Source organism: Nitrosospira sp. NRS527, assembly GCF_018406445.1.
In the GTDB taxonomy this organism is placed as follows: Bacteria; Pseudomonadota; Gammaproteobacteria; order Burkholderiales; family Nitrosomonadaceae; genus Nitrosospira; species Nitrosospira briensis.
Genome location: NZ_AP024515.1, coordinates 2,143,786 through 2,168,989 on the forward strand (window position 1 = coordinate 2,143,786; position 25,204 = coordinate 2,168,989).

Sequence of the window (25,204 nt, forward strand, 5' to 3'; positions counted from 1 at the left end):
ATTCCATTGCATTAAAAAATAGGCCGTTTTTGGTTTCGTTCCCGGTTCCTCGCGGTACTCATGCGTACTATCTCGTGTTTCGCCCTCACTCTCCATTCTCGAACTGGAATAACAGGAACGAAGCAAGAAGGCCGATTGCTCAGCCAGCTGTTCAGTCAAGCCCGTAAGCAATCCGGATCAGCGTCAACGGGTGCTGTTTCTGCGCCTTGGTGTCACCCATACCCTGCTCAATGTGCCGGGCGGCGATGGCGCAGTCGGAACTGATGTAATCGGGCTTGGAAGCCCCCATTTGCTTGAATACCGGTTTGCCGATTTTCATGGAATCGGCGAAGTGTTCGCTTTTTACTCCCCAGGTCCCATCATGGCCGGAGCATCGTTCGACGACGCTCACTTTCGTATCGGGAACCATTTGCAGTATTTCCCTGGTTTTCTGCCCGATGTTCTGTACCCGCAAATGGCAGGGAATGTGATACGAAATATTACCTAGCGGCTGCTTAAAATCGGTTTTCAGCAAACCGTCCCGGTTGCGCAACATCAAGTATTCAAATGGATCGAACATTGCTGCGGCTACCGCTTTCACATCCTCATCCTCGGGAAACATGAGCGGCAGTTCCTGCTTGTACATAAGCGTGCAGGAAGGCACAGGTGCAAGTATTGCGTACCCTTCCTTCGCAAGCTCCGCCAGAGGGGGAATATTCCTGGTCTTAAGCGCTTTCACCGCATCCAGATCGCCCAGTTCCAGCTTCGGCATTCCGCAACAGGCTTCTTTTTCCACCAGGCGCGTGGGAATCTGGTTGTGGTCAAGCACCTTCAATAAATCGTGCCCTATGCCGGGCTCATTGTAATTGACATAACACGTGGCATAAATCGCAACCTTCCCCGATGTCCTGTCACCGTCACGGACTTCATGAGATTGATTGATCCTCGCATTCGGTCGAAATTTATGGCTGTCATAATCCGGCAGTTTCCGCTCGGCGTGAATACCCAGTACGTTATCCATTAACTTGCGGGCGACCGGCGTCTTGTTTACCGCGTTTACCGCCTGAGCCACTACCGGAATAGCAGCCAGTTTACCCATGAGATCCGTGCTCGAAAGCAATTCATCACGGAAGCGAACATCGCCTTTTTTGTGCTTGACAGCCTTTGCACGCAGCATCAGGTGAGGAAAATCGACATTCCATGGGTGCGGGGGCACATAGGGGCATTTCGCCATGAAACACATATCGCAGAGATAACAACGATCCACTACCTCCCAGAAGTTCTGTTTCTCCACCCCATCGAGTTCACCGGTGCTTCCCTCGTCTATAAGATCAAACAAGCTCGGAAATGCCGTGCATAGACTGACGCAACGGCGACAACCATGACAAATGTCGAAGACGCGCTCCATTTCGCTGAATAGCTTCGGCTCGTCATAAAAATCCGGATTTTCCCAGTCGAGCGGATGACGCGTGGGGCGCTCCAGACTGCCTTCTCGAGTGGTCATGGTGATATGAAAATGTATAAGGATAAAACAGATGAAACTTCAGAACAGAGCGTCAGAGCGGAACAACCGACCGGATCGAATGCTGGCACTCGACCCGGTCCATTGCTGTCTTGCAACGACTTAATCAGCCAGATTATCCAGAACCTTCTGGAAGCGATTGGCATGAGAGCGCTCAGCCTTGCCCAGCGTCTCGAACCAGTCGGCGATTTCATCGAAACCTTCGTCGCGAGCAGACTTGGCCATGCCGGGATACATATCGGTGTATTCATGCGTCTCGCCCGCTATCGCCGTTTGCAGGTTGGCGCGGGATGAGCCGAAAGGCATACCTGTAGCCGGATCGCCACAAGCCTCCAGATACTCCAGGTGTCCATGAGCATGCCCGGTTTCCCCTTCCGCCGTCGTGCGGAAGATGTTTGCCACATCATCCTGACCTTCAACAGCCGCTTTGCTTGCAAAATAGAGATAACGACGATTGGCCTGAGATTCTCCGGCAAAGGCAGCTTTCAAGTTTTCTTCAGTTTTCGATCCTTTAAGTTCCATGTTTCCCCTCCTGTTATTTAAGTACCAATAATCAAACTGATCATATCCACGAACCATCCGACCTGAATGCTCGAACCACATGAATTGAAGCGGCCCAAAACCAGACCAAAACTTAACCCTGAGAGACTATCGAAGGGTCTTCACCTTGTCAACCGGTCGACTTGCATACGGTTTATGCTTGTGTGCACTCAGTTGCGCCTAACGTGGTTAATCGCACTGAACAATACGAAGAAATAGCCTGAATTCACTTTAAACCAGGTGGAGATGGTGATAAATAAAAAGTGATAAGCCGAGAAGGCAAAATATATTCTATGCGTACAGAATTCTGCTTGATCAACCTCTTTACTCAGGTAACCAGATTCTGCGGCTTTCCGGCCACCCAGGCTTCGATATTGTCGATCAACTGATCGGCGAGAAAGTGCATTGCCTCGGCTGAGGCCCAGGCGATATGTGGCGTAAGAATGAAATTGGGACGGCGCAGGTCGAGCAATAGATTGCCCTCGCTGGGTGGCTCGACGGTGAGTACGTCGAAGCCAGCGCCTGCAATAACGCCTTCTTCCAGGGCCTGAACCAGCGCCGCCTCATCGACAAGCCCTCCCCGCGCGGTGTTGATCAGCAACGCGCTGCGCTTCATCTTGCGCAACTCATTAATGCCGATCATGTTGCGCGTAGCCGGCGACAAGGGGCAATGCAACGAGAGTATGTCCGACTCGGCGAGTACCTGATCGAAAGGGGTGAGCAGCACATCTTTTTTCTTGGTGGACGGATGGTACCCAAACAGAACGCGCATGCCGAACCCGCGCGCGATTGCGGCGGTGCCGCGCCCGATAGCGCCTTCTCCGATAATGCCCATGGTCGAGCCGAACAATTCGCTTATATTATGCGTAAACAGACAGAACTGTTCCGATTTCTGCCACGCCCCCTGCTCAATCTCCTGCCGGTACGCCAGTAAGTTGCGACGCAACGCGAGCACCATCGCGAACACGTGTTCAGGTACGGTATGAATCGCATAATTACGGATATTCGCCACCGCGATGCCACGCTTGCGGCAGGCTGCAATATCGATGGCATCATATCCCGTTGCGGCAATCGCTATCATTTTCAGCCTCGGCAATTCCGCGAGGATCCCGTCGCTCAATCCCAATTTGTTGATGATGGCCACAGTCGCACGCTGCAGGTGCGGCACGATCTGATCAGAAGTCGTTTGCGCGTATTCCTCGTAAGTATGCTCAAAATTCGGCCGGCGCACCTTCACCTTGAGTGAATCCCGCTCCGGAAAGACGATGTGATGGCTCATGTGTATTTTTCTGCCTTTATGCAACCTGGAGAATCCAGATAATTCCGGTGTATGCGCTCAGACGACAACTGAACCGGCAAATCTGATTGAACACCGGGCGCGGAACGAAAACCATGGCCCGCCCACGGTGGCATAGCGATACAGAAGAACTTTGTTTTGCCGAACCAGACGAGATGGAGACTATCATCGCCGTCGGTAGTCGGCACGCCGATTGGCCATGTTACTCCCGATTCATCGAGGCAGAAAACAGACTTGCCGAAATAATCATTAGCCCGCCGATCCATTCCCTGGGCGTCATCGCCTCATCAGTCAGGAAATAGGCCGCAATCGCCGCCACCACCAATTCGAACAGCATGATTACGATGGCCTGATTCGCGGGCGTATGTGCCAGGCCGTATTGCACAACCAAACTCAGGGCGAACACGACCAATCCGACGCCCAACAGGAGCAGATACGTATCTGTGAAAATGTCGCTCATTACGGGCAGGTCGACCAGAAACAGGCTGTAACCGAATGCTACCAGCGCGACGCCGCTCCACACCGCCACCGATTTTACCTGAACACTGTGGTATTGGTCTTTGCGGCTCAGCACATTCGAGAGTGCAAACATGAAGCCGGCCGATAATCCCATCCAGTCACCATAAGAGGAAGGCAACGAGAAGCCATTTTCCGGCTGCCATAACATGACTATCGCACCTGCCAAAGAAAAAGCGATAACCAGATAGCCGTGCAAACTCAACATTTCATTCAGCAGAACACGTGAGAACACGATGGTCCATAACGGCGCGAGATAGAATAAAAGCAGGACACGCATGACTTCGCCGTGAATGACGCCGAGTACATATGCGAGATTGGTCCAGCCTGCAAACAGGCCAATCCAGAACAATAAATGCGGCTCGCCGCCGAGCACTTGCGATCTGTGCAAACTTTTCCGAAATATAACCAGCCCCAGCAGTAAGGCAATTGCGTAAGTAATAGAGGTCGCGATGGCTCCGCTTATCCGGGCTTGTTCCAGCAGTCGGTAGGGATACCACAGCAAGCCCCAGATACTTGCTCCTATGAGCAGTGCCGCCACGGGAAAATCATTTTGTTTTGTTTTGTTCATTTTGGTTGGTCGCGAGACGCCTGCCCTTTATAATCCTGCTTCGATCAATAGACTTAACCATAGAGGTAGCAGATTGTTGTTCAGAGCCTGCCCCAGCCTATCAAATTGAATCCTAACCTCGATCGTCTGCAACCTTATCCCTTCCAGAAGCTCAACAAGCTGTTTGAAGGAATCAAGCGAAACACGGCTCTTTCTCCCATCAGCCTGCACATAGGCGAGCCCAAACATACCACACCGGATTTTATTCGCCAGGCGCTGGCGGAGAATCTCGCGGGGATGGCTTTCTACCCCACCACCCTGGGCACCCGATCGCTGCGAGCATGCATAGCCGCCTGGCTGATAAAGCGTTATCACGTGCCTGCCGTCGATCCCGACACACAGGTCATTCCGGTTAACGGGAGCCGCGAAGCGCTGTTTTCTTTTGCCCAGGCGGTAATCAACCCATCGCTGCCGGAAGCCATTGTAGTTTGTCCGAATCCTTTTTATCAGATATACGAAGGCGCAGCTTTGCTGGCGGGTGCAACCCCATATTTCCTAAATACGTTGCCGGAAAATAATTTTGCACTCGACTATGCGCAATTGTCGGGCGATATCTGGTCGCGCACGCAACTTGTATATGTCTGCTCCCCTGGCAACCCTACGGGCAGGGTAATGTCGATGGATGAGTGGGAGCACCTATTCGAACTTTCCGATCGCTATGGCTTCGTTATTGCGTCGGATGAGTGTTATTCCGAAATCTATTTCGATGAAGCTTCTCCACCGCTTGGCGCGCTCGAGGCTGCCCACCGTCTTGGCCGCACCGGCTTCCCCAGGTTGGCTATATTCAGCAGTCTGTCGAAAAGGTCCAATGTACCGGGTATGCGCTCAGGTTTCGTAGCGGGAGATACTGCGTTACTGGCAAAATTTTTGCTCTATCGTACCTACCACGGCAGTGCAATGAATCCGGCGGTGCAGGCAGCGAGCGAGGCCGCCTGGAGCGACGAGTTTCATGTTATCGAGAACCGCCGCCTGTACCGGGAAAAATTCGATGCGGTTATCGAATCGCTGCGGGGAACGCTGCAGGTGTCCATGCCGGATGCCGCATTTTATTTATGGGTGAAAACACCGTGCAGCGATGTCGAGTTCGCCCGGCGGCTTTATGGCGATTATAATGTAACGGTTTTACCCGGCAGCTATCTGGGACGATACGCGCATGGGGTCAACCCGGGCGAAAATTTCATTCGTATCGCTCTTGTTGCCCCATTGGAAGAATGCGTTGCAGCAACTGGACGCATAAAAATGCTGGTAGCTGACTTGCAGCGCGAGCGGGGCGGAAAATTTCAATCGATAAAAATATCTAAAGTAGATTAAGGAAAATCATGGATCAGCTCCAAAGTACCATTGAAGAAGCATTCGAACGCCGCGCCGAGATTACACCACGTAATGTCGAAGCCAAACTCAAGGAATCCGTTGCCCAGGTACTTGAAATGCTCGACAGCGGTAAACTGCGGGTGGCGGAGAAAATAAATGGCGAATGGAATACGCATCAATGGATCAAAAAAGCGGTGCTGCTCTCTTTTCGCATAGAAGACAATAGCTTCATCAAGGGTGGTTTCTCCAACTATTTCGATAAAGTGCCCTCCAAGTTCGCGGATTACAGTTCAAAGGACTTCCGTAATGGAGGGTTCCGCGTGGTGCCTCCTGCGACAGTAAGAAAAGGCTCGTTTATTGCCGGTAACGTCGTGTTAATGCCTTCGTATGTCAATATTGGCGCTTACGTCGATGAAGGCGCGATGGTCGATACCTGGGCCACGGTTGGGTCCTGTGCTCAGATCGGCAAGAATGTACATCTGTCCGGCGGCGTGGGGATAGGCGGCGTACTTGAGCCGGTGCAGGCCAACCCGACTATCATCGAGGATAATTGCTTTATCGGTGCACGCTCGGAAATCGTCGAAGGCGTGATTGTTGGAGAAAATTCCGTCATTTCCATGGGTGTATACATAGGCCAGAGCACCAAGATCTATAATCGGGAAAGCGGCGAGATAAGCTATGGCCGTGTTCCACCGGGATCGGTGGTTGTTTCGGGTAATCTTCCCTCCGCAGATGGGAAATACAGCCTTTATTGCGCGGTCATCGTTAAACAGGTAGATGCGAAAACCCGCGCAAAAACGGGTATCAATGAGCTTCTGCGCGGAATATAGGTCGGAAAAATTATTCACCACGCCGATTGCGCAATCCACGCATGTTACTTATCGGTGAATAAATTATGAATTTCATCGTTCGGTTTGAACAGGAAACCGGCCTGAATCAGCGATAACGGCTTTGCATGTTACTGGAAACCGGCTTCCACCTGTATGCGCTCATATCGCTTGCCTCGATCAACAGTAAACATCAGTAGGTAATACTCAATTTCCGGCGCATCCATAAGCCAGTTTCTATTCAGGAAATATCCCATGCACAATGACACAATCGCGCTCGCAAAGGCGCTAATCGCCCGCCGTTCTCTGACGCCACTCGATAATGGTTGCCAGGAAATCCTGATCAGCCGCCTGGAACCGATCGGCTTCAACATTGAAAGAATACGTTGCGGCGAAGTGGACAATTTGTGGGCACGGCGCGGAACCGGCTCTCCGCTATTGTGTTTCGCCGGACACACTGATGTGGTGCCGACTGGCCCGCTCGACAAATGGGAAAGCGACCCTTTCAAACCTGAAATCCGGGATGACAAGCTTTACGGTCGAGGTGCGGCCGACATGAAAGGATCACTCGCGGCATTCGTTACCGCAATTGAGGCTTTTGTTGCCGAACACCCGAATCATGGCGGTTCTATTGCATTGCTTATCACCTCGGACGAAGAAGGGGTCGCAACCGACGGCACCGTCAGGGTGGTGGAGGCTCTCAAAGCCCGTAATGAGCTGATCGATTACTGTATTGTCGGCGAACCCACCTGCGTGGACAAACTGGGTGATACCATCAAAAATGGCAGACGCGGTTCTCTATCCGGGACATTGACAGTGAGAGGCATACAAGGCCATATTGCTTATCCTCATCTGGCAAAAAATCCGATACACCTTGCCGCCCCCGCAATTGCGGAACTGGCACAGACCCAATGGGACGAAGGCAACGAATATTTCCCGCCCACTACCTGGCAGATTTCCAACATGAATGGCGGTACGGGTGCTACCAACGTCATTCCCGGCGAAGTCACCCTGTTGTTCAATTTCCGCTTCTCGACCGCCAGTACGGTCGAATCGCTAAAAGCCAGGGTGCATGAAATCCTGAACCGGCAAAATCTCGATTATCATTTGGTATGGGAGCTCTCCGGCAAGCCCTACCTCACCCCCAGGGGCGACCTCGTGGAAGCAGTGAGCCGCGCTATCAGAACCCTGACACGAATCGAGCCGCAGCTCTCCACTTCCGGTGGAACCTCCGACGGGCGTTTCATCGCGGACATCTGCTCGGAAGTAGTGGAGATAGGACCGCGTAACGCCACCATTCACAAACTCAACGAATATGTGGAAGTAGAGGACCTGAAACAGCTGCCGCAAATTTATCGGCTGACGCTTGAGAATTTGTTGCTTAAATAATTCCTCTACCTGAACCGCAAGCTTCCGGCGGATGGACGGGGCGTCGCAAAACCCGTCAAGAATGGATAAGATGGGCTGAGCCAGTAGCAGCCGATAACGTTCATCACATCAAATAAAATTTATGTACCGTGAAGCAAAAACCCAACTTCAAACCGTCCGCGACCTGCTGCGCTTCGCGGTAAGCCGCTTTAACGACGCCAGTCTTTTCTTCGGCCATGGCTCAGCCTCGGCATATGACGAGGCGGTGTATCTGGTTTTGCACACTCTGCACCTGCCGCTCGATCAACTGGAACCATTTCTGGATGCTCGCCTCACCACAGTCGAGCTGGATCAGGTATTGGACATAGTCAGGCGTCGCGCAACCGAAAAAATCCCGGCTGCTTATCTCACTAACGAAGCCTGGCTAGGCGATTTCAGTTTTTATGTGGATGAACGTGCGATCGTGCCGCGCTCCTTCATTGCCGAATTGCTGCAAGAGCAACTTGCACCGTGGATAGAAGAACCGGGCAACATCCATTCCGCGCTTGATCTTTGTACCGGATCGGGATGCCTTGCCGTGCTGCTTGCCCACGCTTTCGAAAACGCCGCGATAGATGCTGCGGACATTTCACATGAGGCGTTGCAAGTTGCCCAAAAGAACGTATCGGATTACGACCTGGAACATAGAATCAGTCTTGTCCGGTCTGATTTATTTGCTGCATTGGCAGGACGCCGTTACGATCTCATCATCAGCAATCCGCCTTATGTCAGCGCGAAATCAATGGCAACTCTTCCCGAAGAATATCGCCATGAACCGCGCAGCGCACTGGCGAGCGGCGAAGATGGTCTGGAAGCAACCCGGGCAATATTGCTCCAGGCGTCCGATTACCTGACAGACCGGGGAATTCTGATTGTCGAGATCGGGCATAATCGTCAAGCGCTGGAACAGGCCTTTCCTCTGACGCCTTTCACCTGGCTTGAAACCAGCGCCGGGGATGAGTTTGTTTTTCTTCTGAGGCGCGACCAGCTTCCTGAATAATCACCTCAGATTGCAGCGGCTGGCTGTAGCTGGCAATCGAAGGTCATATTCATCGACGTGTATGCCTTCGGATTGTATGCCTGGAAAACGGTGGTTTGCATCCACAGCGAATGCGGTTGGGGTAATCACGTATCCCCACATTTCCTATATTTCCAATGTTACGACATTGGTAGCGGATTCCAGATGCGCCCTCAAATAATGAGGTGGCATCTTCTTATTGGCTGATAGCCACCAGCTCCAGCAGACGCTTTATTTCCACTTCATCCAGCTCGATCCATTTTCCTCGCTTCAGACGCGGCGGCAGGTTAATTGGACCAAAACGTACGCGCATCAGGCGGCTCACTGTGATCCCCACTTTCTCGAACATACGGCGCACTTCGCGATTCCTGCCTTCCTTCAATATCACGCGATACCAGTGGTTGGAACCCTCTCCGCCTTGATCCGACAAATGTTCGAATTTTGCCAGACCATCTTCCAGCTCAACGCCAGTGGTCAGCAGTTCCGTTACTTCAGGCGTCAGGCGCCCCATGATCCGCACCGCATACTCGCGCTCGACTTCAAAGCGCGGATGCATCAAACGATTAGCCAATTCACCATCTGTCGTAAAGATCAGCAGCCCGCTGGTGTTGTAATCCAGCCTACCAATGGCTATCCATTTGGAAGACCGCATTTGCGGCAGTTTTTCGAAGACTGATGGACGGCCTTGTGGATCGTCGCGACTGACTATCTCCCCTTCCGGCTTGTGATAAAGCATGACTCGGGGCAACCGTTCAGGGGACTTGAGATGAATCACGCGCTTGCCCACCCGAACAATATCCTCAGGTCCCGCGCGGTCGCCGATAGTTGCGACCTTTCCATTGATGGTGGTCTGCCCGGCAGCGATCAACTCCTCCATTTCACGCCTTGATCCCAACCCTGCCTGCGCCAGCAACTTATGCAGTTTTTGCGTGATGGGCGGTGCCGAGGCAGAAATCGGTTCAACCCCCGCTACCGTCGCAGCTATTTTTTTCTTTGCCGGCCTGAGCGGGCTGTGCGCCGGCGATCTCGACGGCCTGGACGATTTTGGCGGCTTCGGCAACCTGGCTGTCATCTTGGTCTCAACTTTCTGTTTGTGGTCTATCACGACTTACACTTCGGCACTTGGATGCCATTGGGGAAGAGGGCGTCATTCCTATTACTTCACTTCACTTTATAGCCTTACGATTATGCTGACGTCAGCGGGGCAGATCGGTGAAAACAGCATTGCGGCACAACCATTAACAGGTAATGCACCCTACCTGCTTGAACCAGGACTCCAGGTCAAACCTGACATAACAATCCTGGATGTTTTCTTGCCGGAACTAGATCTCTCTACGCTCAATCACTGCTTGCGCCAGCGTACCGCTATCCACGTGTTCCAGCTCGCCGCCAACCGGCAACCCGCGTGCAATGCGTGTGACCTTCAGATCTTTGTTATGCAGCAGCTCGCTAATATAATGAGCAGTCGCCTCCCCTTCGACCGTGAAATTGGTGGCGAGCACAACTTCCCGCACTACGCCATCCTGAGTCCGCTTCAGTAGACGATCAAGATGAATCTCCTTGGGGCCGATGCCATCCAATGGCGAAAGCCTTCCCATCAGTACAAAATACAGGCCTTTGTAACAGTGCGCTTGCTCCATCATCAGCAGATCGGCAGGCATTTCGACCACACATAGCAATGCGGCCTCGCGCCGCTGAGAACGGCATAATTCGCATATCACTTCTTCTGTGAAGTTATTGCATTTCTCACAATGCCTGATATGTTGCAACGCATAATCGAGCGAACCGGCGAGGCGCCGCGCACCCTCATGATCGCGTTGCAACAGATGATAAGCCATACGCTGTGCTGACCGGGGGCCTACCCCGGGAAGACAGCGCAAGGCGTCGATCAGGTCCTCTAGGCTGGTTGGCGTTTTCACTTAGGAGAAATGATAAAAAACTCCGAAAACGAACATAGAGCTATGGAAGTGCGCCGACATAACGAATCAATCCGTTAGTCACAGTCACGTATTTTCGGTATAAAGCTAAAATGGTAGCTTCATCCCCGGCGGCAGCGGCAGTCCGGAGGTGAAACCAGCCATTTTTTCCTGAGTGGTGGATTCCACTCGTCGCACAGCATCGTTTACCGCAGCAGCAATCAGGTCTTCCAGCATATCCTTATCGTCACCGATGAGGCTGCTGTCGATGCTGACCCGCTTCACATCATAACGACAGGTCATTACTACCTTGACCATGCCCGCGCCGGATTGGCCTTCGACTTCTATCGAAGCCAATTTTTCCTGCATGTTTTTCATGTTCTCCTGCATCTGCTGAGCCTGTTTCATCAGATTGCCCAAGCCGCCTTTCATCATTTTTTACCTCCGCTATTGAATAGGTTTGATCGAAGAAACGATCAGTTTTGCATCGAAATGCTCCACCAGTTCCCGTACAAACGGGTCGGACTCGATAGCTGCAACGGCTTGCGATTGCTTCTCCTGCTTTTCACGATTACCAAGTTCCGCGGGTGTCAAGCCGGTGATCGTTCCTATGGAAAACTTCAGCCGGACCGGCTTTTCCAAATGCTCCCTCAGAGCAGTTTGCATCCTTTCCTGGTAAGCCTTATCAAGCAGGTGTTTATGCGTTTCGAGCACGCAGAATTCGATTTCGTTCGGCGAAACATTCTTCACTTCGCAGTGCTGGGCCAGCATTTTGGCCAAACCGCTCAGCTTTAACTGATTTACCATCACTCTCCAGCCATCGCTGAATGCGCTTGAGCTTATATCAAGATCCGGCTTGATAACCGCTGTTTCGACGGTAATTAACGGCAATGGGCGTTTAGTTTCCGCACCGGTGCCGCTACTTGGGGCTTTTACCTCAGCTTTGGCTGCAGTTTTTTCCTGGCCTCCCACTGAAGCCGTTGTCATATCGTCGGGTATGAAAGCCAGCATTCGCATCAGCGTCATGGTGAAGCCGGCGTACTCATCCGGTGCCCGGCTCAGGTCGTCACGGCCATTTATGGCAATTTGATAAAACAACTGAATATCTTCCGGCAAAAAGACTTTGGCCAGCGCGAAAATTTGTTCGCGCTCCGGTGCATCCTCGCCGATAGCCGACGGCACGATTTGCGCCAGCGCAAGACGATGCAGCAGCGTTGCCATATCCTGCAGCGCGGTGTCAAGCGACAGGCTGCGGGTTTCCATCGCATCGGCTATCGCCAGCATCTTCGCCCCGTCTTTTTGCGACAAAGCATCCAGCAAGTCATAAAGATAGCGCTGGTCAATAGCGCCGAGCATATCGCGCACTCCGGCTTCTTCGATCTTCCCCTCGCCAAAAGCAATCGCCTGATCCAGTATGCTCAAGGCGTCACGCATGCTGCCCTGCGCCGAACGCGCAAGCAATTGTAACGACGTTTCATCGCAGCTTATATGCTCCTGCTCAAGCACATGCTTGAGATGCACAGCAATCAGCGGCAGCGGAATCTGCTTCAGGTTGAATTGCAGGCAACGAGACAGAACCGTTACAGGAATCTTCTGGGGGTCGGTAGTGGCGAGTATGAACTTGACGTGCTCCGGCGGTTCTTCCAGCGTCTTCAGCATGGCATTGAAAGCCGATTTGGAGAGCATGTGTACTTCGTCAATAATGTAAACCTTGTAGCGAGCCACCGTAGGGGCGTAAAGTGCGTTCTCCAGCAGTTCGCGCATCTTTTCGACTTGCGTATTGGAGGCCGCATCCATTTCAATCAGATCGATGAAGCGCCCGCCATCAATCTCGGTGCAGGCGGAACATACGCCGCAAGGCATCGACGAGACGCCTGTCTGGCAGTTGAGCGCCTTGGCTAAAATACGTGCGATAGTAGTCTTGCCGATACCTCGGGTTCCTGTAAACAGATAGGCATGATGCAAGCGTTTTTGCTCAAGCGCGTTGGTAAGCGCCCTGACCACGTGCTCCTGCCCGGTCAGCTCGGAAAAGTTCTTCGGTCGCCATTTGCGGGCAAGAACCTGAGTCTGGGACATGATATCGAGAGATGACTATTTAGGCTGGGTTATAGAGCGGAAAGAATTTTGGACTTTTCTGTTTACAGCACGGTGAAGGAGATCGGCTCGACGCTCGTTCCCTCCACCTGTGCAAACAAAAAAGGGTGGCGAGCCTAACCCCCGGCACTTGCAGAAAATAGCTGTGGCTGCTTCCTTCCGGACCTGACCAGATTCACTACTATGCAATGCGGGGAGGCCCGCCATAAAGCTGGAATTCAATAGTGAGGATTCACAACGCTACGCTATCCATCAATTGTACTATTGTGCACTGAGTTACGTCTGGCGTCTACCGGCACAATAACCAATCAAGCTCGCGTTCCGATGGGAATTAATATTGAGACAAATATTCTACGTATGCTGACGAGTCTGACAAAACAGACCGGAAAAATTTTCCCACCATTGCATGGTTAGAATATACAGTCAGGACGCGGCCCTAGGATGAATTTGATGAGACTGACAGCACAGCATCGGCGGGCCATACGGCGCAACGAACTCCGCCCTCTACGAAACGCAGAGGGCGGAGCGGTAAAGCTACGGTACAGATTTAGACAACGTTATCCAGAATGGATCTGCTTTGACTATTCCATTGCACATCCAGAAGGTTGGAGAAGCGTGCGATGATCTGCACAGCAAGGCCACCAGCAAACAGCGCTGCCCATGCCAAGACTACGAAACCCCAATGCAACGGCGCGCTGAAGAGTTCTTCCATGAACCAGAAGGCATGACCCCACTCGTTAAGACCCACGTTCGGCAGACTCATCACCGGTCCGCTGATAGCCATTACCAAAGGAAACGAAGTTCCCTTGTTGTAGAGAGGCAACCGCGTATTTGCGTACAGGTAAGTCGCTATCCCCATGATGATGTACATCGGAAATGAACCATAAAAAAGCGGGATATGGCTGGGCGTGAAGCTCGTATCGCGAATGATCACCTGATGCCATGAGGCGTCTTGCTCGGTGAAGAAACTTGACCCGAAATAAACAGCGAACAGATATACGCCGAGCCACATGAGGAAATAAAAATAGCGCTTGATTTCCTGTTTCACCGTTAGGCTGGCCAGTTGCGCCTCGCTATCACGCGTCTTCCATATCCAACCCCAGACAACAAGCGCTACGACCGGCCACAACATCATTTGAAAACGCCATAGTCCCATCCAGATTTGCTCGAACTCCGGTTCCATCGAGTCCATCCCATGCGAGTAGGCATAAGTGCGTTGGAACCAGACCCAGAAAATGGCAATCCCCAGTATAGGCAAAAGGCCCATTTTGTAATACTTGGAGTCGTACCACTCAGACATATCGTAGCGAGCACTGCTCACCTTCGTTTGATGTGTAACTAATTTTTCTGGCGTAGTTGTAGACATTACCAACTCCTATTTTGTAAGTTAATTAAGAATTTCCGGACCAGAAACGTGGGGAGTCCAAATTAAAAACAAAAACTACCAGTTTTGTTTGGACTGAATAAATTTCAATATGGTTCCAAGGTATTTTCCGCAGCGACCAAGGTTTCGCTTGATGCCATCGTAACCATTGCAAGCTCCTTTAAAAAAAATATTTAAACTACCAGTCCAAATTAGACAAATTTAATTCTCGATAGTTCACAGCGTGCTGCTCATAACGATCGAATAATCCGCTTTCTTCTGTAAAGCAATGATTTCAAACGATGATGTAAGCATTCGCAAACTCCTGTTTCAAACAATCAAGAACTTCCTGTTTCCCAAAGGATCTACCAGTCCTTGTTCGACTCAGCCTCTACAGTTTAGTTCCCCTAGTCACGTCGAGGGTATTTCACTGCGGTCTTGCGCATATTACGATAGTTGCACTGAAGGGGATAAACGAACAATCGGCTTGAATGGCCCCAGCGAGTTGTTGAGCTGGAACTATAAAGAAAGCATTCCTGCCCATATAGCTCATATTCTTCGAAAAACCGGCACCAAAAACAAACCCCGCCGATCAGGCGGGGTTTGTCCATGCGACTTACCTGATATAAATCGGCTAACCTTGCAGCTTATTATTGTTTCTACGCTTTACCATACCACCCATCAACAACAACCCTGCTACCAGCATGGCATAAGTCTCCGGTTCCGGAACACTCGGCACTTGTGTCAAAGTAAAGGTAGAGGTGTTACCGGCACCGGGATCGAACGGGCTTATATTAAAGGTCGCGTCGGCCACACCGCCGGCCGCTAAATTCCCGGTAAAGTTAAGGTTACGAGGACCACTTGAGCCATCGAGCGTAAAGTCGCTAAACGTTGACTGCTCATGGGCGGTAAATACAGTGCCATTACCCCGGTTTGGTTCGGTAATACTGTAATGAAAATCTGTCCACGCCTGTCCAGTATTATTGGTAACCGCCTCGGTCACGGCGTAGGGGTTTCCGCCCGTACCATTCTCATGGGCAACCGTGAATGTCAATGAGATTGGATTGATACTGCTGAAGGTCTTGGCAAGATCCAAGGTATGATCCCCAATAATACCTGAGTCAAACGTTCCCCCGGATGTGTCGGTGGCCGTAATATTTGTGATCACACCGCCTGCGGTTGCGGTAGAGATGGAACCTCCAAGAACCAAAGCGGCTACGAATGCTTTTGACATTGTATTCATTTTTCTCTCCTGGGATAATAAGCTATTAATATGGCGGGTATTCTCATGTAAAGTCGTGGCAATTCGAATCCCCAGCAAAGCTGCTTTATTTTGAAAGGGAGTCAATTACATCTTTAGCATCTACCATGCCAATTAAAAAAGAGTTAATAAATACAAAGACTTGAGCAGAATTCGCCGTAGAGGCGGAGCTCAGGATTTCGTCGTTGTTAAGCAACACGTTGTTTTTTCTTTTAACTCAGGTACTTGAAAAAAATCATATTAGTTGTGTCGTTGTTTGATGACTTGAATCTAAAACAATTAAAGCTGTCTCAAGTTGGAGACATAGTTCTTTATTACTATATGGGAACCTTTCCCTGAAAAACCACGATAGTCACCCACAAAATACCTGCTTAAGCCGCACGGGAATTAGCGAACTGGGGTGAGGACAGATTTGAGAAACGCCAATACAATAATTTTCTATTGGCCGAAAAAGCGGCGAAATATGAACCGGCCGGATGCTTTCAGCCGATTTCCTTAGGGACGCGGGAAAAGGGTTGTTTAACCGAAATTTGGGAGAAGGCGCGACGCTCCGCCATACGCGCGGTTTGTCTTTTCTGGCGATTGCTCAATGAGTGATTGAGCAGAGAAGTCTGCATCGCTCCACACATGTGAGCCATACAGCACAAAGCCCCAGCTTGGGGTTAAACGCTTTGATTTTGGTTGCGGGGGCAGGATTTGAACCTACGACCTTCGGGTTATGAGCCCGACGAGCTGCCAGACTGCTCCACCCCGCGTCAGAGAAATACAATTATATCAACCTACCCATAGCAAGGTCAAATCTTATTGCTCCGTAAACTTGGACTGGGAACCGCCGGAGATAGTCTGGTTTTACGAAAAAGTTTTCTTGAATTAAGCTACTAAAGCTTGGCATATATGTCGTTAAGGGTAAAAAATGTCCAAATATGGTCGTTCGAATTACAGCAACCCTCAAGCCCAACCCGGAGCACCGCGTCAGTATTATATTGAGCGCTATTTCTCTCTAAATTCCCACCCGCTGCAAGCCGATATTTTTCCAAATGAGTCGTTTTCACGTTTCTTATGAGAGTTAGCGCACAGATAGCGACGCAAAATAGCAGCAAAATTTGCGCGTTTAAGGCCTGAGAATTTGCTATTGCTCAAACTCGCCATCGATCAGCTAGATTATAAAGATAGTCGGCCAATTGAATATTCATGCAATATGATCACTGAAACCGACATTCATAATGCAAAAATCCTGATCGTTGACGACCAGGAATCAAATATCCAGCTCCTGCAAAGCGTGTTAAGCACTGCAAACTATACTTCCATCAGTTCGACGATGGATCCCTATAAGGTTTATGAATTGCATCGGCAAAATCGTTATGACCTGATTTTGCTTGATCTCAAAATGCCCGGCATGGACGGATTTCAGGTGTTGGAAGTCTTGAAGGAGATTGAAGCAGACGGATACCTCTCTGTACTGGTCATTACCGCTAATCCCGACTGTAAGCTCCGCGCACTCCAATCCGGGGCAAAAGATTTCGTCAGTAAACCGTTTGATATGGCCGAGGTGCTTGCCCGGGTTCACAATCTGCTGGAAGTGCGCTTGTTGCATCAGCGGTCGCGCAGTTATGCTAAAACACAGGAATTCATGGCGTTGCATGACCCTTTGACTGGGCTTTCCAACAGACGGCTTCTGGTGGAGAGAGTCTCTCAGGCAATCATCCACGCAAAAAGATACGACAGCATTATGGCGGTTATATATCTGGATCTGGATGGTTTCAGGCAGATCAATAACACCTTGGGTCACGACGTCGGCGATTTGCTTCTAAAATTGGTCGCAGCACGCCTGGTGGCGGCTGTACGCCAGGAAGATACCGTAGCGCGACTTGGTGGTGATGAATTTGTGATCGCAATGCCGCATGTCAGTAACGTCAACGGTATAGCACTGGCAGCAGAAAAAATTATCAAAGTGCTGTCACAACCCTATAGTATTCAGGGGAATAATGTTTGGGTCACAGCGAGTGCGGGTATCGGTCTTTATCCGTTCAATGGCAAAGATGTCAATACGCTTTTGAAAAATGCGGACGCAGCTCTGCTGGACGCCAAGCAGGCAAACAAGAATACCTATCGAATTTCGGAGCGAGCATATATGTGATGGCCAATTCTGTTTCGCGTAAACTCACGAGCTCGATTCGCGTTTGGCAAAGTATTTCCATGTCAACAATATAAATTCGTCAGGAAAGAATATAGCGGAATATGGATATCGAGTTCGCGGTACCAGTTCCGCTCCGTGTTTATCCCAGACAGACGTGCTGATAGGCCCGACATTTCTGGTCGGGGATGGCAAAAGTCAGTTACGGAGAAATAGTCGCTTTTACCATTACCATCTACAGAACGATGGAGTATCTTAGGCAAATTCGAAAAAAATCGATTAATTGCCAGTGAATAGGGAACAGAAAATGATTAGTACTCCCGACATTCTTAACGCTAAAATCCTGATTGTCGATGATCAGGAAGCTAATGTCCGGCTGCTTGAGCAAATGCTGAGCGACGCACGTTATACCTGTATTGCCTCGACAATGAATCCACGCGAGGTATCCGGGCTCTATCGCCAGAACCGTTATGATCTGATTCTTCTCGATCTGCAAATGCCGGGCATGGATGGCTTTCAGGTGTTGGAAGCCCTGAAGCAAATTGAACCGAAAGGCTATTTGCCAGTACTCGTAATCACTGCCCAGCCAGGTCATAAGTTGCGAGCGCTTCAGGCCGGTGCGAAAGATTTTGTCAGCAAGCCATTCGATCTGGTCGAAGTCCAGACACGTATCCACAACATGTTGGAAGTACGCCTGTTATACAAGCAACTCGAGGATTATAATAAAAAGCTGGAACAAACCGTGGCGGAGCGAACTGCGGAACTACGCGAGAGCGAAGCGCGCTTTCGCCGGCTGACCGAACTGGCGTCTGACTGGTACTGGGAACAAGACGAGAAAGGACGTTTTACCAAGGTTTATGGACCCGTCCTTGACATGCTCGGGATCGGGGTTGATAAACTGATGGGTGAGCATAGGGAAGATAGCGGAACGCGCTGGAATGAATCCGAGTATGCCGCATTCAAGGAAAATATCACGGCACGACGGCCTTTTATCGATTTTGTCTACAGCCGCACTAAAGCCGATGGCGCCAAACAATATCTGATGGTTAGCGGAGAGCCGATGTTCGACTCGTCTGGCCGCTTCACCGGTTATCGCGGAATAGGTAAAGATGTTACCGACAGCATGCGGTCAAAACAAAATTCATAACCTTTGTTCCGATCTCCGAATGAATCCCGGGTTTACCAGTAGCTGGATCGGTGAAATTAGCAGCGTAATCAACCGATGTCAGTCAGCCAACTGCTATCAGGTCAAATTACGCCGCCAAAGCTCCGCTTCTGGATGAGTAATCCGACAGAAATAATCGGGATCAGGAGGCAGCGAAAACCCTTTGCTCTACCTCCACCAAACTGTTCAAACGTTCCCTATAAGTCTACTAGGGGCGATTTCACCCCCCGCGGTTATTTTTCCCAACCCCAGAAAACGTTTAGTCTGATCGTACAATCGAATCTTTTGCCCTTCGGATAAGCAATCCTGCGAGAAATAGTCGCAGATCACCCGTCCCTGAAGCAAAGATGCCGCCGCCGCGGCATCCAGTGTAGCGGTCGCCAGGTCCCGCATGAGAATATCGACCGGAAGCAGACAGCAGTCTCGCTGCGGCAGCGGCATAGCTTCAAGCGCATCCAGCGTATAAGCTTGCGATAAGTCAAAATTATCAACAATGTTTCGGCGCAAGCGGGTGAGATATGCCCCACCGCATCCTAGCGCCTTGCCTATATCTTCAGCCAGCGTGCGGATGTAAGTACCCGAACCGCACTTGACCAGGATGCGTAAACCATTCCCCTCGATGGCCTCGATATGCAAATCATGAATAATGGCTTCACGTGGTTGCCGCTCGATTTCCAACCCTTCCCTTGCGTAAGCATACATGGGTTTCCCTTGATGTTTCAGGGCACTATACATCGGCGGCACCTGCATGATCGTGCCGGTAAATCTTTTCAGCGCTGCCTCGATCTGCTGCGGCGCCAACTTCAAATCGCCGGGTGCTATTTTGCTTGCAACTGAAATTTCACCTTCGGCATCGCCGGTTGTACTGATATAGCCCAGCCTCAACGTCGCTTCGTAGGCCTTGTTCGCCCCAAGCAATGCCGACGAAAACTTTGTAGCCTCCCCGAAGCAAATGGGCAACAGGCCGGTTGCCATCGGGTCAAGCGTGCCTGTGTGACCGGCCTTACGCGCTGCAAAGATGCGTTTAGCTACCTGCAACGCTTGATTGGACGAAATGTGGGCTGGTTTGTCGAGCAGCAGGACGCCGCTGATGTGACGCTTGACGCATGCAGGTTTTAGAACACGGTTCAATATGGAGGTGATCTATACCTGATCGGACACAGATCAGGTATCATCCGGTTCGTTCGCCGGCGCCTCTTGTGCTACGGCCTCATCTATCAGTTGGGATAAACGCACACCGCGCTCGACCGACTCGTCATAAATGAAATGAAGTTGCGGAATTACTCGAAGCTTCAATCGATGCATCAAATGGTTGCGTAAAAATCCAGATGCGTTTTCCAATCCTTTGCCGGTGAGGAAATTGTCGCTTTCGCTACGCAGCGTCGTGTAAAAAACTTTGGCATGCGCGTAATCCTGACTCACCTCGACACCGGTCAAGGTGATCATGCCAATACGGGGATCGTTGAGGTCGTTGCGAATCAGGTCGGCGAGTTCACGCTGAATCTGGTCGGCTATCCGCAGCGAGCGGGAATAATCTTTAGGCATGATGATCCCATTCGGTGCGGCAGTTACAAGCTACGTGCAACTTCGACGATTTCGTATGTTTCCAGTTGATCCCCCACCTGGATGTCATTAAAGTTCTTCAGTGATAAACCGCATTCAAAACCCGCTCTCACCTCTTTCACGTCGTCCTTGAAACGCTTCAGCGAATCAAGCTCGCCTGTGTGGATGAGTTCGCCATTGCGTATCAGCCTGGTTAGCGACCCGCGCTTGATGACGCCCTCCAGCACCAGGCAACCCGCCACCGCGCCCACTTTAGAGATGCGAAACACTTGGCGTATCTCTACCAGGCCCGTAACATTCTCCTTGCGGTCGGGGGTCATCATGCCTGATAGCGCTGCCCTGATTTCGTCCACAGCCTCGTAAATAATACCGTAGTAGCGCACATCCACTCCGGTAGAAGCGATGAGCTTGCGCGCCACCGTATCCGCGCGGCTATTGAAGCCAATCACAACGGCTTTGGAAGCGAGCGCAAGATTAATGTCGGATTCGGTAATCGCTCCCACACCGCTGTGGATAATATTGACTCTGACCTCGTCGGTGGAAAGCCCTTGCAGTGCATGCGTCAGCGCTTCGTAAGAACCCTGCACGTCGGCTTTGATGATAAGCGCGAGTACTTTGACCTCACCCTTCTGCTCAAATACATTTTCCAGTTTGGCCGCCTGTTGTCTGGCAAGCTTTACGTCGCGGAATTTGCCTTGGCGGAAAAGTGCGATTTCGCGAGCTTTGCGCTCATCCGTCAGCACCACTACCGTTTCGCCAGCGACAGGAACTTCTGACAAGCCTTGAATTTCCACCGGAATGGAAGGTCCGGCCTGCTCCACCGGCCGACCGCTTTCGTCGAGCATTGCGCGCACTCGGCCAAACACGGCCCCTGCCAGCAATATATCACCACGCTTCAAGGTTCCCGACTGAACGAGTATTGTCGCCACCGGGCCACGGCCTTTATCCAGGCGCGACTCAATGACGATACCTTTGGCGGGTCCGTCCGTTACGGCCCCGAGTTCCAGCACTTCAGCCTGGAGCAGTACGCTTTCGAGCAATGAATCGATGCCTTGACCGGTCTTGGCGGAAACCTCGACGAACATCGTATCGCCACCCCAATCTTCCGGGACGACTCCCTGCGTTACCAGTTCCTGCCTGATACGTTCTGGATTAGCGTCGGGTTTATCTACTTTTGTTATTCCTACCACGATCGGCACTTTGGCGGCCTTGGCATGGTGTATCGCCTCGATTGTCTGAGGCATTACGCCGTCATCCGCCGCTACAACCAATATAACCAGATCGGTAACTTTTGCGCCGCGAGCGCGCATGGCGGTAAAAGCTTCATGGCCGGGCGTATCCAGAAACGTGACCATGCCTCTTTCAGTTTCCACATGATAGGCACCAATGTGCTGAGTAATGCCGCCAGCTTCTCCGCTTGCCACACGTGTACGACGTATGTAATCGAGAAGCGAAGTCTTGCCGTGATCGACGTGTCCCATAACGGTAACTACCGGCGCACGCGGCTCCATCTTCGATCCCGCTCCGGGTAGTTCCGTGTCCGCCAGAAAGGCTTCAGGGCTATCCAGCGCCGCATATTTGGCGACATGGCCCAGTTCTTCCACCACGATCATGGCAGTTTCCTGGTCCAGCATTTGATTGATAGTTACCATATTCCCCATTTTCATCAGGGTCTTGATTACTTCCGCGGCTTTAACCGACATCTTCTGCGCGAGCGCCCCGACGGAAATGGTCTCAGGTACCATTACCTCATGGACAATCGGTTCGGTGGGTATGGAAAAGCTGTGAGCGCCCTGATCTTCCGTGGTCGCTTTACCGTGTCTATCTCTGCGCGTACGCCAACCCTTGACGCTGGATAAATCGCTCCGTGTCTTGAGTCCTCCACGTTTCTCGACCCTGTCGTCTTTCCAGACCACTTGCTTGGCCTGCTTCTTTTTCTTTTCGGCCTTCGCCGCCTTCTCTTCCGGCTTGACTACCGGTTTATGCAGTGTTCCTTCGGTTGGAGCAGGCTGGGCCGCCTCAACCGCAGGCGCCACCGATGGGGTACCGACAGGCGCAGCAGGTATGGGCTCGGGAGTAGCAGCGGGTTCGCCCGGGATTGCGGCAGCCGGCTCAACTTCCTCGATATTAACCGCCGGCTTTTGCCGTTGTTTCTTTTCCCTCAGTTCCGCAGTCTGCCGTGCGATCAATTCGGCCTGTGTTCTCGCTTCCTCTTGCCGCAAGGCCTGCTGTGCCGCATCCACCACCGGCGTGAGAACCGGCGCAATCGTAACGGGAACGGAAGTGACAGCGGGTTCCGCCGCCTTTGTCTCGGTCGTTAAATCACCCTTCACAAACACACGCTTCTTGCGCACCTCTACCTGGATACTCCGGGCTTTGCCGGTGCTATCCGACTTCTTGATCTCGGAAGTCTGCCGACGCGGAAGAGAAATCTTACCCTTTTCCTCATTGGCACCGTGGATTTTGCGCAAATAGTCGAGAAGCTGGGTTTTATCGCTTTCGGTCAAACTATCCTCAGTCAGATGCTTGCGGATACCGGCGGCCCGGAGTTGCTCCAGCAGCACTGCAGGAAGTACACCCAGTTCACTAGCGAATTGTTCTACGTTCATTTGAGACATTGATAACCTTTAATAACCTATGCCCTGTCTGCCGAGGCGAACCACGGCGCGCGCGCCGCCATGATCAACTGCCTGGCTCGTTCAGCATCCATCTCGACCATTTCAATCAGGTCATCCACAGCCAGATCGGCGAGATCCTCCTGAGTATTCACTCCTTTGGCCGCCAATTCACGCGCTGTCTGACTGTCCATACCCTCCAGCGAAAGCAGGTCTTCTGCTATATTCTCTACTTTTTCCTCGCTGAAGATCGCCTCCGTCAAAAGAGCGTTACGAGCTCGAGTGCGGAGTTCGTTGACCGTTTGCTCGTCAAATGCCTCGATTTCCAGCATTTCGTTGAGCGGCACATAAGCCACTTCTTCCAGCGTGGTAAAACCTTCCTGTACGAGAATATCCGCCACTTCCTCATCCACATCAAGTTTTTCCATGAAGAGATGCCGAAGTACGGAAAACTCCTCTTCATTTTTTGCCTGTGACTCTTCCATCGTCATGATGTTGAGCTCCCAACCCGTCAACTCAGACGCAAGCCGTACATTCTGGCCTCCACGTCCAATAGCTTGGGCAAGGTTATCCTCATCCACCACGATGTCCATGCTGTGCTTTTCCTCATCCACCAGGATGCTGCTGATTTCGGCGGGTGCCAGCGCATTGATCACGAATGTAGCGGGATCGTCGGACCACAAAATTATATCCACTCTTTCTCCGGCCAACTCACCAGTCACTGCCTGCACCCTCGAACCCCGCATACCTACGCAGGTACCGATCGGGTCAACGCGCTGATCGTGAGATTTGACCGCAATCTTGGCACGTGAGCCTGGGTCCCTCGCTGCAACCTTGATCTCCAGCAGACCTTCCTCGATTTCCGGCACTTCCAGTTCGAACAGTTTTACAAGAAACTCCGGTGCAATCCGTGACAATATCAACTGCGGACCGCGGGCGGTCCGGTCGATCTTGTATAAATAGGCGCGTACCCTGTCACCGACACGCAGATTTTCCTTTGGTATCATCTGATCGCGGGGCAGTGCCGCCTCAACCCTGCCGGACTCGATGATCGCATTGCCGCGTTCCATCCGCTTGATGGTCCCGGTAACCATGTATTCTTTACGTTCCAGAAAATCGCTCAGAATCTGCTCGCGCTCAGCGTCGCGAATTTTCTGGAATATCACCTGCTTCGCAGCTTGAGCGCCGATACGCCCAAACTCCACCGGCTCCAATACTTCCTCGATGAATTCATCCAATTCGATTTCAGGATTGCGCTGCAATGCTTCGCTCAACGGAATTTGACGGGCAGGCTCTTCCACAGCATCGTCCGCCACCACCTGCCAGCGGCGCAACGACTGATAATCGCCTGTCTGGTGATCGATCGACACACGCACATCAGCGTCTTCGTGAAAACGCTTTTTTGTAGCGGATGCCAGCGCCAATTCAAGCGCGATAAAAACAATGTCTTTCTCGACATTCTTTTCGCGCGCCAGCGCATCCACCAAAAGTAAAACTTCGCGCGTCATGTTACCTCCAGCCAATCTCTCTCGAATAATTACAATTTCGGAACCAGACGAACCTTCTCGAGATTGTTTAGATCCAGATCGAGCATTTTTCCGTCTACTTCCAGCTTTAATATCCCGTCGTTCACTTCACGCAAAATTCCGACGAAATTTCTTTGACCCTGTAACGCCACGCGTAGCCTCAGTTTAACCGACTCACCCGCAAAACGGATGAAGTCAGCGGCCTTTTTCAGCGGCCTGTCCAGGCCGGGCGATGAAACTTCCAGTCGATCGTAATCGATGTTCTCAACCGCGAGCAAGCGGCTCAGATGATTGCTGACGGCCCCGCAATCATCTACGGTAATACCGTCGGGTTTGTCAATGAACACACGCAACATTTTCCCTCGCGAAGACCGCTCCACTTCGACGAGCTCATAGCCAAGCCCGGTCAAGGTCGATTCAAGCAATTCATACAGATCCATAGTACCGGCACAAACAAAAAATGGGCTAGAAAGAGCCCATAGTCATTGCTATTTTAGCAAAATTTTATACTTAATGAAATAGACCCCTGTTTGCATTATA

The 25,204-nt window shown here is 51.4% G+C and carries 21 protein-coding genes, 1 tRNA gene and 1 other RNA gene; 6 read left to right on the forward strand and 17 right to left on the reverse strand.

Annotated elements, in window-relative coordinates; genetic code table 11:
• Positions 1–151: 151 nt before the first annotated feature.
• The 4 genes from KJS40_RS09615 to KJS40_RS09630 form a co-directional block, all read right to left on the reverse strand.
• Complete coding sequence (locus KJS40_RS09615) at positions 152–1,483, reverse strand: heterodisulfide reductase-related iron-sulfur binding cluster (RefSeq protein ID WP_213537328.1); 1,332 nt, start codon at positions 1,481–1,483, stop codon at positions 152–154.
• Positions 1,484–1,603: 120 nt separating this feature from the next.
• Positions 1,604–2,023: a rubrerythrin family protein gene (locus KJS40_RS09620; RefSeq protein ID WP_025041542.1), complete on the reverse strand. Its 420-nt coding sequence runs from the start codon at positions 2,021–2,023 to the stop codon at positions 1,604–1,606.
• A gap of 346 nt (positions 2,024–2,369) precedes the next feature.
• A complete protein-coding gene (locus tag KJS40_RS09625; RefSeq protein ID WP_213537330.1) occupies positions 2,370–3,320 on the reverse strand; it encodes a D-2-hydroxyacid dehydrogenase in 951 nt (316 codons plus the stop codon).
• A gap of 220 nt (positions 3,321–3,540) precedes the next feature.
• Entirely contained in the window at positions 3,541–4,425 is an 885-nt protein-coding gene (locus KJS40_RS09630; protein ID WP_213537332.1) for a DMT family transporter, read from the reverse strand.
• Between the two features lie 105 nt (positions 4,426–4,530).
• Between KJS40_RS09630 and dapC the strand changes: the two genes are divergently transcribed.
• The 4 genes from dapC (at position 4,531) to prmB (ending at position 9,009) form a co-directional block, all read left to right on the forward strand.
• Entirely contained in the window at positions 4,531–5,775 is a 1,245-nt protein-coding gene (gene dapC, locus KJS40_RS09635) for a succinyldiaminopimelate transaminase (RefSeq protein ID WP_213537334.1), read from the forward strand.
• A gap of 8 nt (positions 5,776–5,783) precedes the next feature.
• Entirely contained in the window at positions 5,784–6,605 is an 822-nt protein-coding gene (gene dapD, locus KJS40_RS09640; protein WP_025041546.1) for a 2,3,4,5-tetrahydropyridine-2,6-dicarboxylate N-succinyltransferase, read from the forward strand.
• A gap of 252 nt (positions 6,606–6,857) precedes the next feature.
• A complete protein-coding gene (dapE, locus tag KJS40_RS09645) occupies positions 6,858–7,991 on the forward strand; it encodes a succinyl-diaminopimelate desuccinylase (RefSeq protein WP_213537336.1) in 1,134 nt (377 codons plus the stop codon).
• A gap of 121 nt (positions 7,992–8,112) precedes the next feature.
• Complete coding sequence (gene prmB / locus KJS40_RS09650; RefSeq protein ID WP_213537338.1) at positions 8,113–9,009, forward strand: 50S ribosomal protein L3 N(5)-glutamine methyltransferase; 897 nt, start codon at positions 8,113–8,115, stop codon at positions 9,007–9,009.
• Positions 9,010–9,223: 214 nt separating this feature from the next.
• Here the strand turns inward: prmB and rluB are convergent, their stop codons facing one another.
• The 8 genes from rluB to KJS40_RS09690 all read right to left on the reverse strand — a co-directional run bounded on the left by rluB (position 9,224) and on the right by KJS40_RS09690 (position 16,416).
• Positions 9,224–10,099 (reverse strand): 23S rRNA pseudouridine(2605) synthase RluB, encoded by an 876-nt coding sequence (rluB, locus tag KJS40_RS09655; RefSeq protein WP_213537340.1) that lies wholly within the window; start codon positions 10,097–10,099, stop codon positions 9,224–9,226.
• Between the two features lie 250 nt (positions 10,100–10,349).
• Positions 10,350–10,946, reverse strand: a complete 597-nt coding sequence (gene recR / locus KJS40_RS09660) for a recombination mediator RecR (protein WP_213537343.1) — start codon at positions 10,944–10,946, stop codon at positions 10,350–10,352.
• A 105-nt stretch (positions 10,947–11,051) separates the two neighbouring features.
• The gene (locus tag KJS40_RS09665) at positions 11,052–11,375 is read right to left on the reverse strand and encodes a YbaB/EbfC family nucleoid-associated protein (RefSeq protein WP_244859779.1); all 324 of its coding nucleotides are present in this window, start codon (positions 11,373–11,375) and stop codon (positions 11,052–11,054) included.
• Positions 11,376–11,390: 15 nt separating this feature from the next.
• On the reverse strand, positions 11,391–13,019 hold the full coding sequence (gene dnaX / locus KJS40_RS09670) for a DNA polymerase III subunit gamma/tau (RefSeq protein ID WP_213537345.1): 1,629 nt from the start codon (positions 13,017–13,019) through the stop codon (positions 11,391–11,393).
• 124 nt (positions 13,020–13,143) lie between these two features.
• An RNA gene (gene ffs / locus KJS40_RS09675) (signal recognition particle sRNA small type) lies at positions 13,144–13,242 on the reverse strand.
• Positions 13,243–13,584: 342 nt separating this feature from the next.
• Positions 13,585–14,403: a methane monooxygenase/ammonia monooxygenase subunit C gene (locus tag KJS40_RS09680; RefSeq protein WP_025041553.1), complete on the reverse strand. Its 819-nt coding sequence runs from the start codon at positions 14,401–14,403 to the stop codon at positions 13,585–13,587.
• Between the two features lie 631 nt (positions 14,404–15,034).
• The gene (locus KJS40_RS09685) at positions 15,035–15,643 is read right to left on the reverse strand and encodes a PEP-CTERM sorting domain-containing protein (protein ID WP_213537347.1); all 609 of its coding nucleotides are present in this window, start codon (positions 15,641–15,643) and stop codon (positions 15,035–15,037) included.
• Positions 15,644–16,339: 696 nt separating this feature from the next.
• A tRNA-Met gene (locus KJS40_RS09690) sits at positions 16,340–16,416 on the reverse strand.
• 443 nt (positions 16,417–16,859) lie between these two features.
• Between KJS40_RS09690 and KJS40_RS09695 the strand changes: the two genes are divergently transcribed.
• Both KJS40_RS09695 and KJS40_RS09700 read left to right on the forward strand, forming a co-directional pair.
• The gene (locus KJS40_RS09695) at positions 16,860–17,798 is read left to right on the forward strand and encodes a diguanylate cyclase (RefSeq protein WP_213537351.1); all 939 of its coding nucleotides are present in this window, start codon (positions 16,860–16,862) and stop codon (positions 17,796–17,798) included.
• A gap of 304 nt (positions 17,799–18,102) precedes the next feature.
• Positions 18,103–18,942: a response regulator gene (locus tag KJS40_RS09700; protein ID WP_213537353.1), complete on the forward strand. Its 840-nt coding sequence runs from the start codon at positions 18,103–18,105 to the stop codon at positions 18,940–18,942.
• Positions 18,943–19,146: 204 nt separating this feature from the next.
• On the opposite strand, the gene truB is transcribed toward KJS40_RS09700, so the two are convergent.
• The 5 genes from truB to rimP are packed head-to-tail and all read right to left on the reverse strand — an operon-like array spanning position 19,147 to position 25,104.
• The gene (truB, locus tag KJS40_RS09705; protein WP_213537356.1) at positions 19,147–20,091 is read right to left on the reverse strand and encodes a tRNA pseudouridine(55) synthase TruB; all 945 of its coding nucleotides are present in this window, start codon (positions 20,089–20,091) and stop codon (positions 19,147–19,149) included.
• A gap of 33 nt (positions 20,092–20,124) precedes the next feature.
• Entirely contained in the window at positions 20,125–20,505 is a 381-nt protein-coding gene (rbfA, locus tag KJS40_RS09710) for a 30S ribosome-binding factor RbfA (RefSeq protein ID WP_090456765.1), read from the reverse strand.
• Between the two features lie 23 nt (positions 20,506–20,528).
• On the reverse strand, positions 20,529–23,141 hold the full coding sequence (infB, locus tag KJS40_RS09715; RefSeq protein ID WP_213537357.1) for a translation initiation factor IF-2: 2,613 nt from the start codon (positions 23,139–23,141) through the stop codon (positions 20,529–20,531).
• A 17-nt stretch (positions 23,142–23,158) separates the two neighbouring features.
• A complete protein-coding gene (nusA, locus tag KJS40_RS09720; protein ID WP_025041560.1) occupies positions 23,159–24,646 on the reverse strand; it encodes a transcription termination factor NusA in 1,488 nt (495 codons plus the stop codon).
• A gap of 29 nt (positions 24,647–24,675) precedes the next feature.
• Positions 24,676–25,104 (reverse strand): ribosome maturation factor RimP, encoded by a 429-nt coding sequence (gene rimP, locus KJS40_RS09725; RefSeq protein WP_090456760.1) that lies wholly within the window; start codon positions 25,102–25,104, stop codon positions 24,676–24,678.
• Between the last annotated feature and the right edge of the window lie 100 nt (positions 25,105–25,204).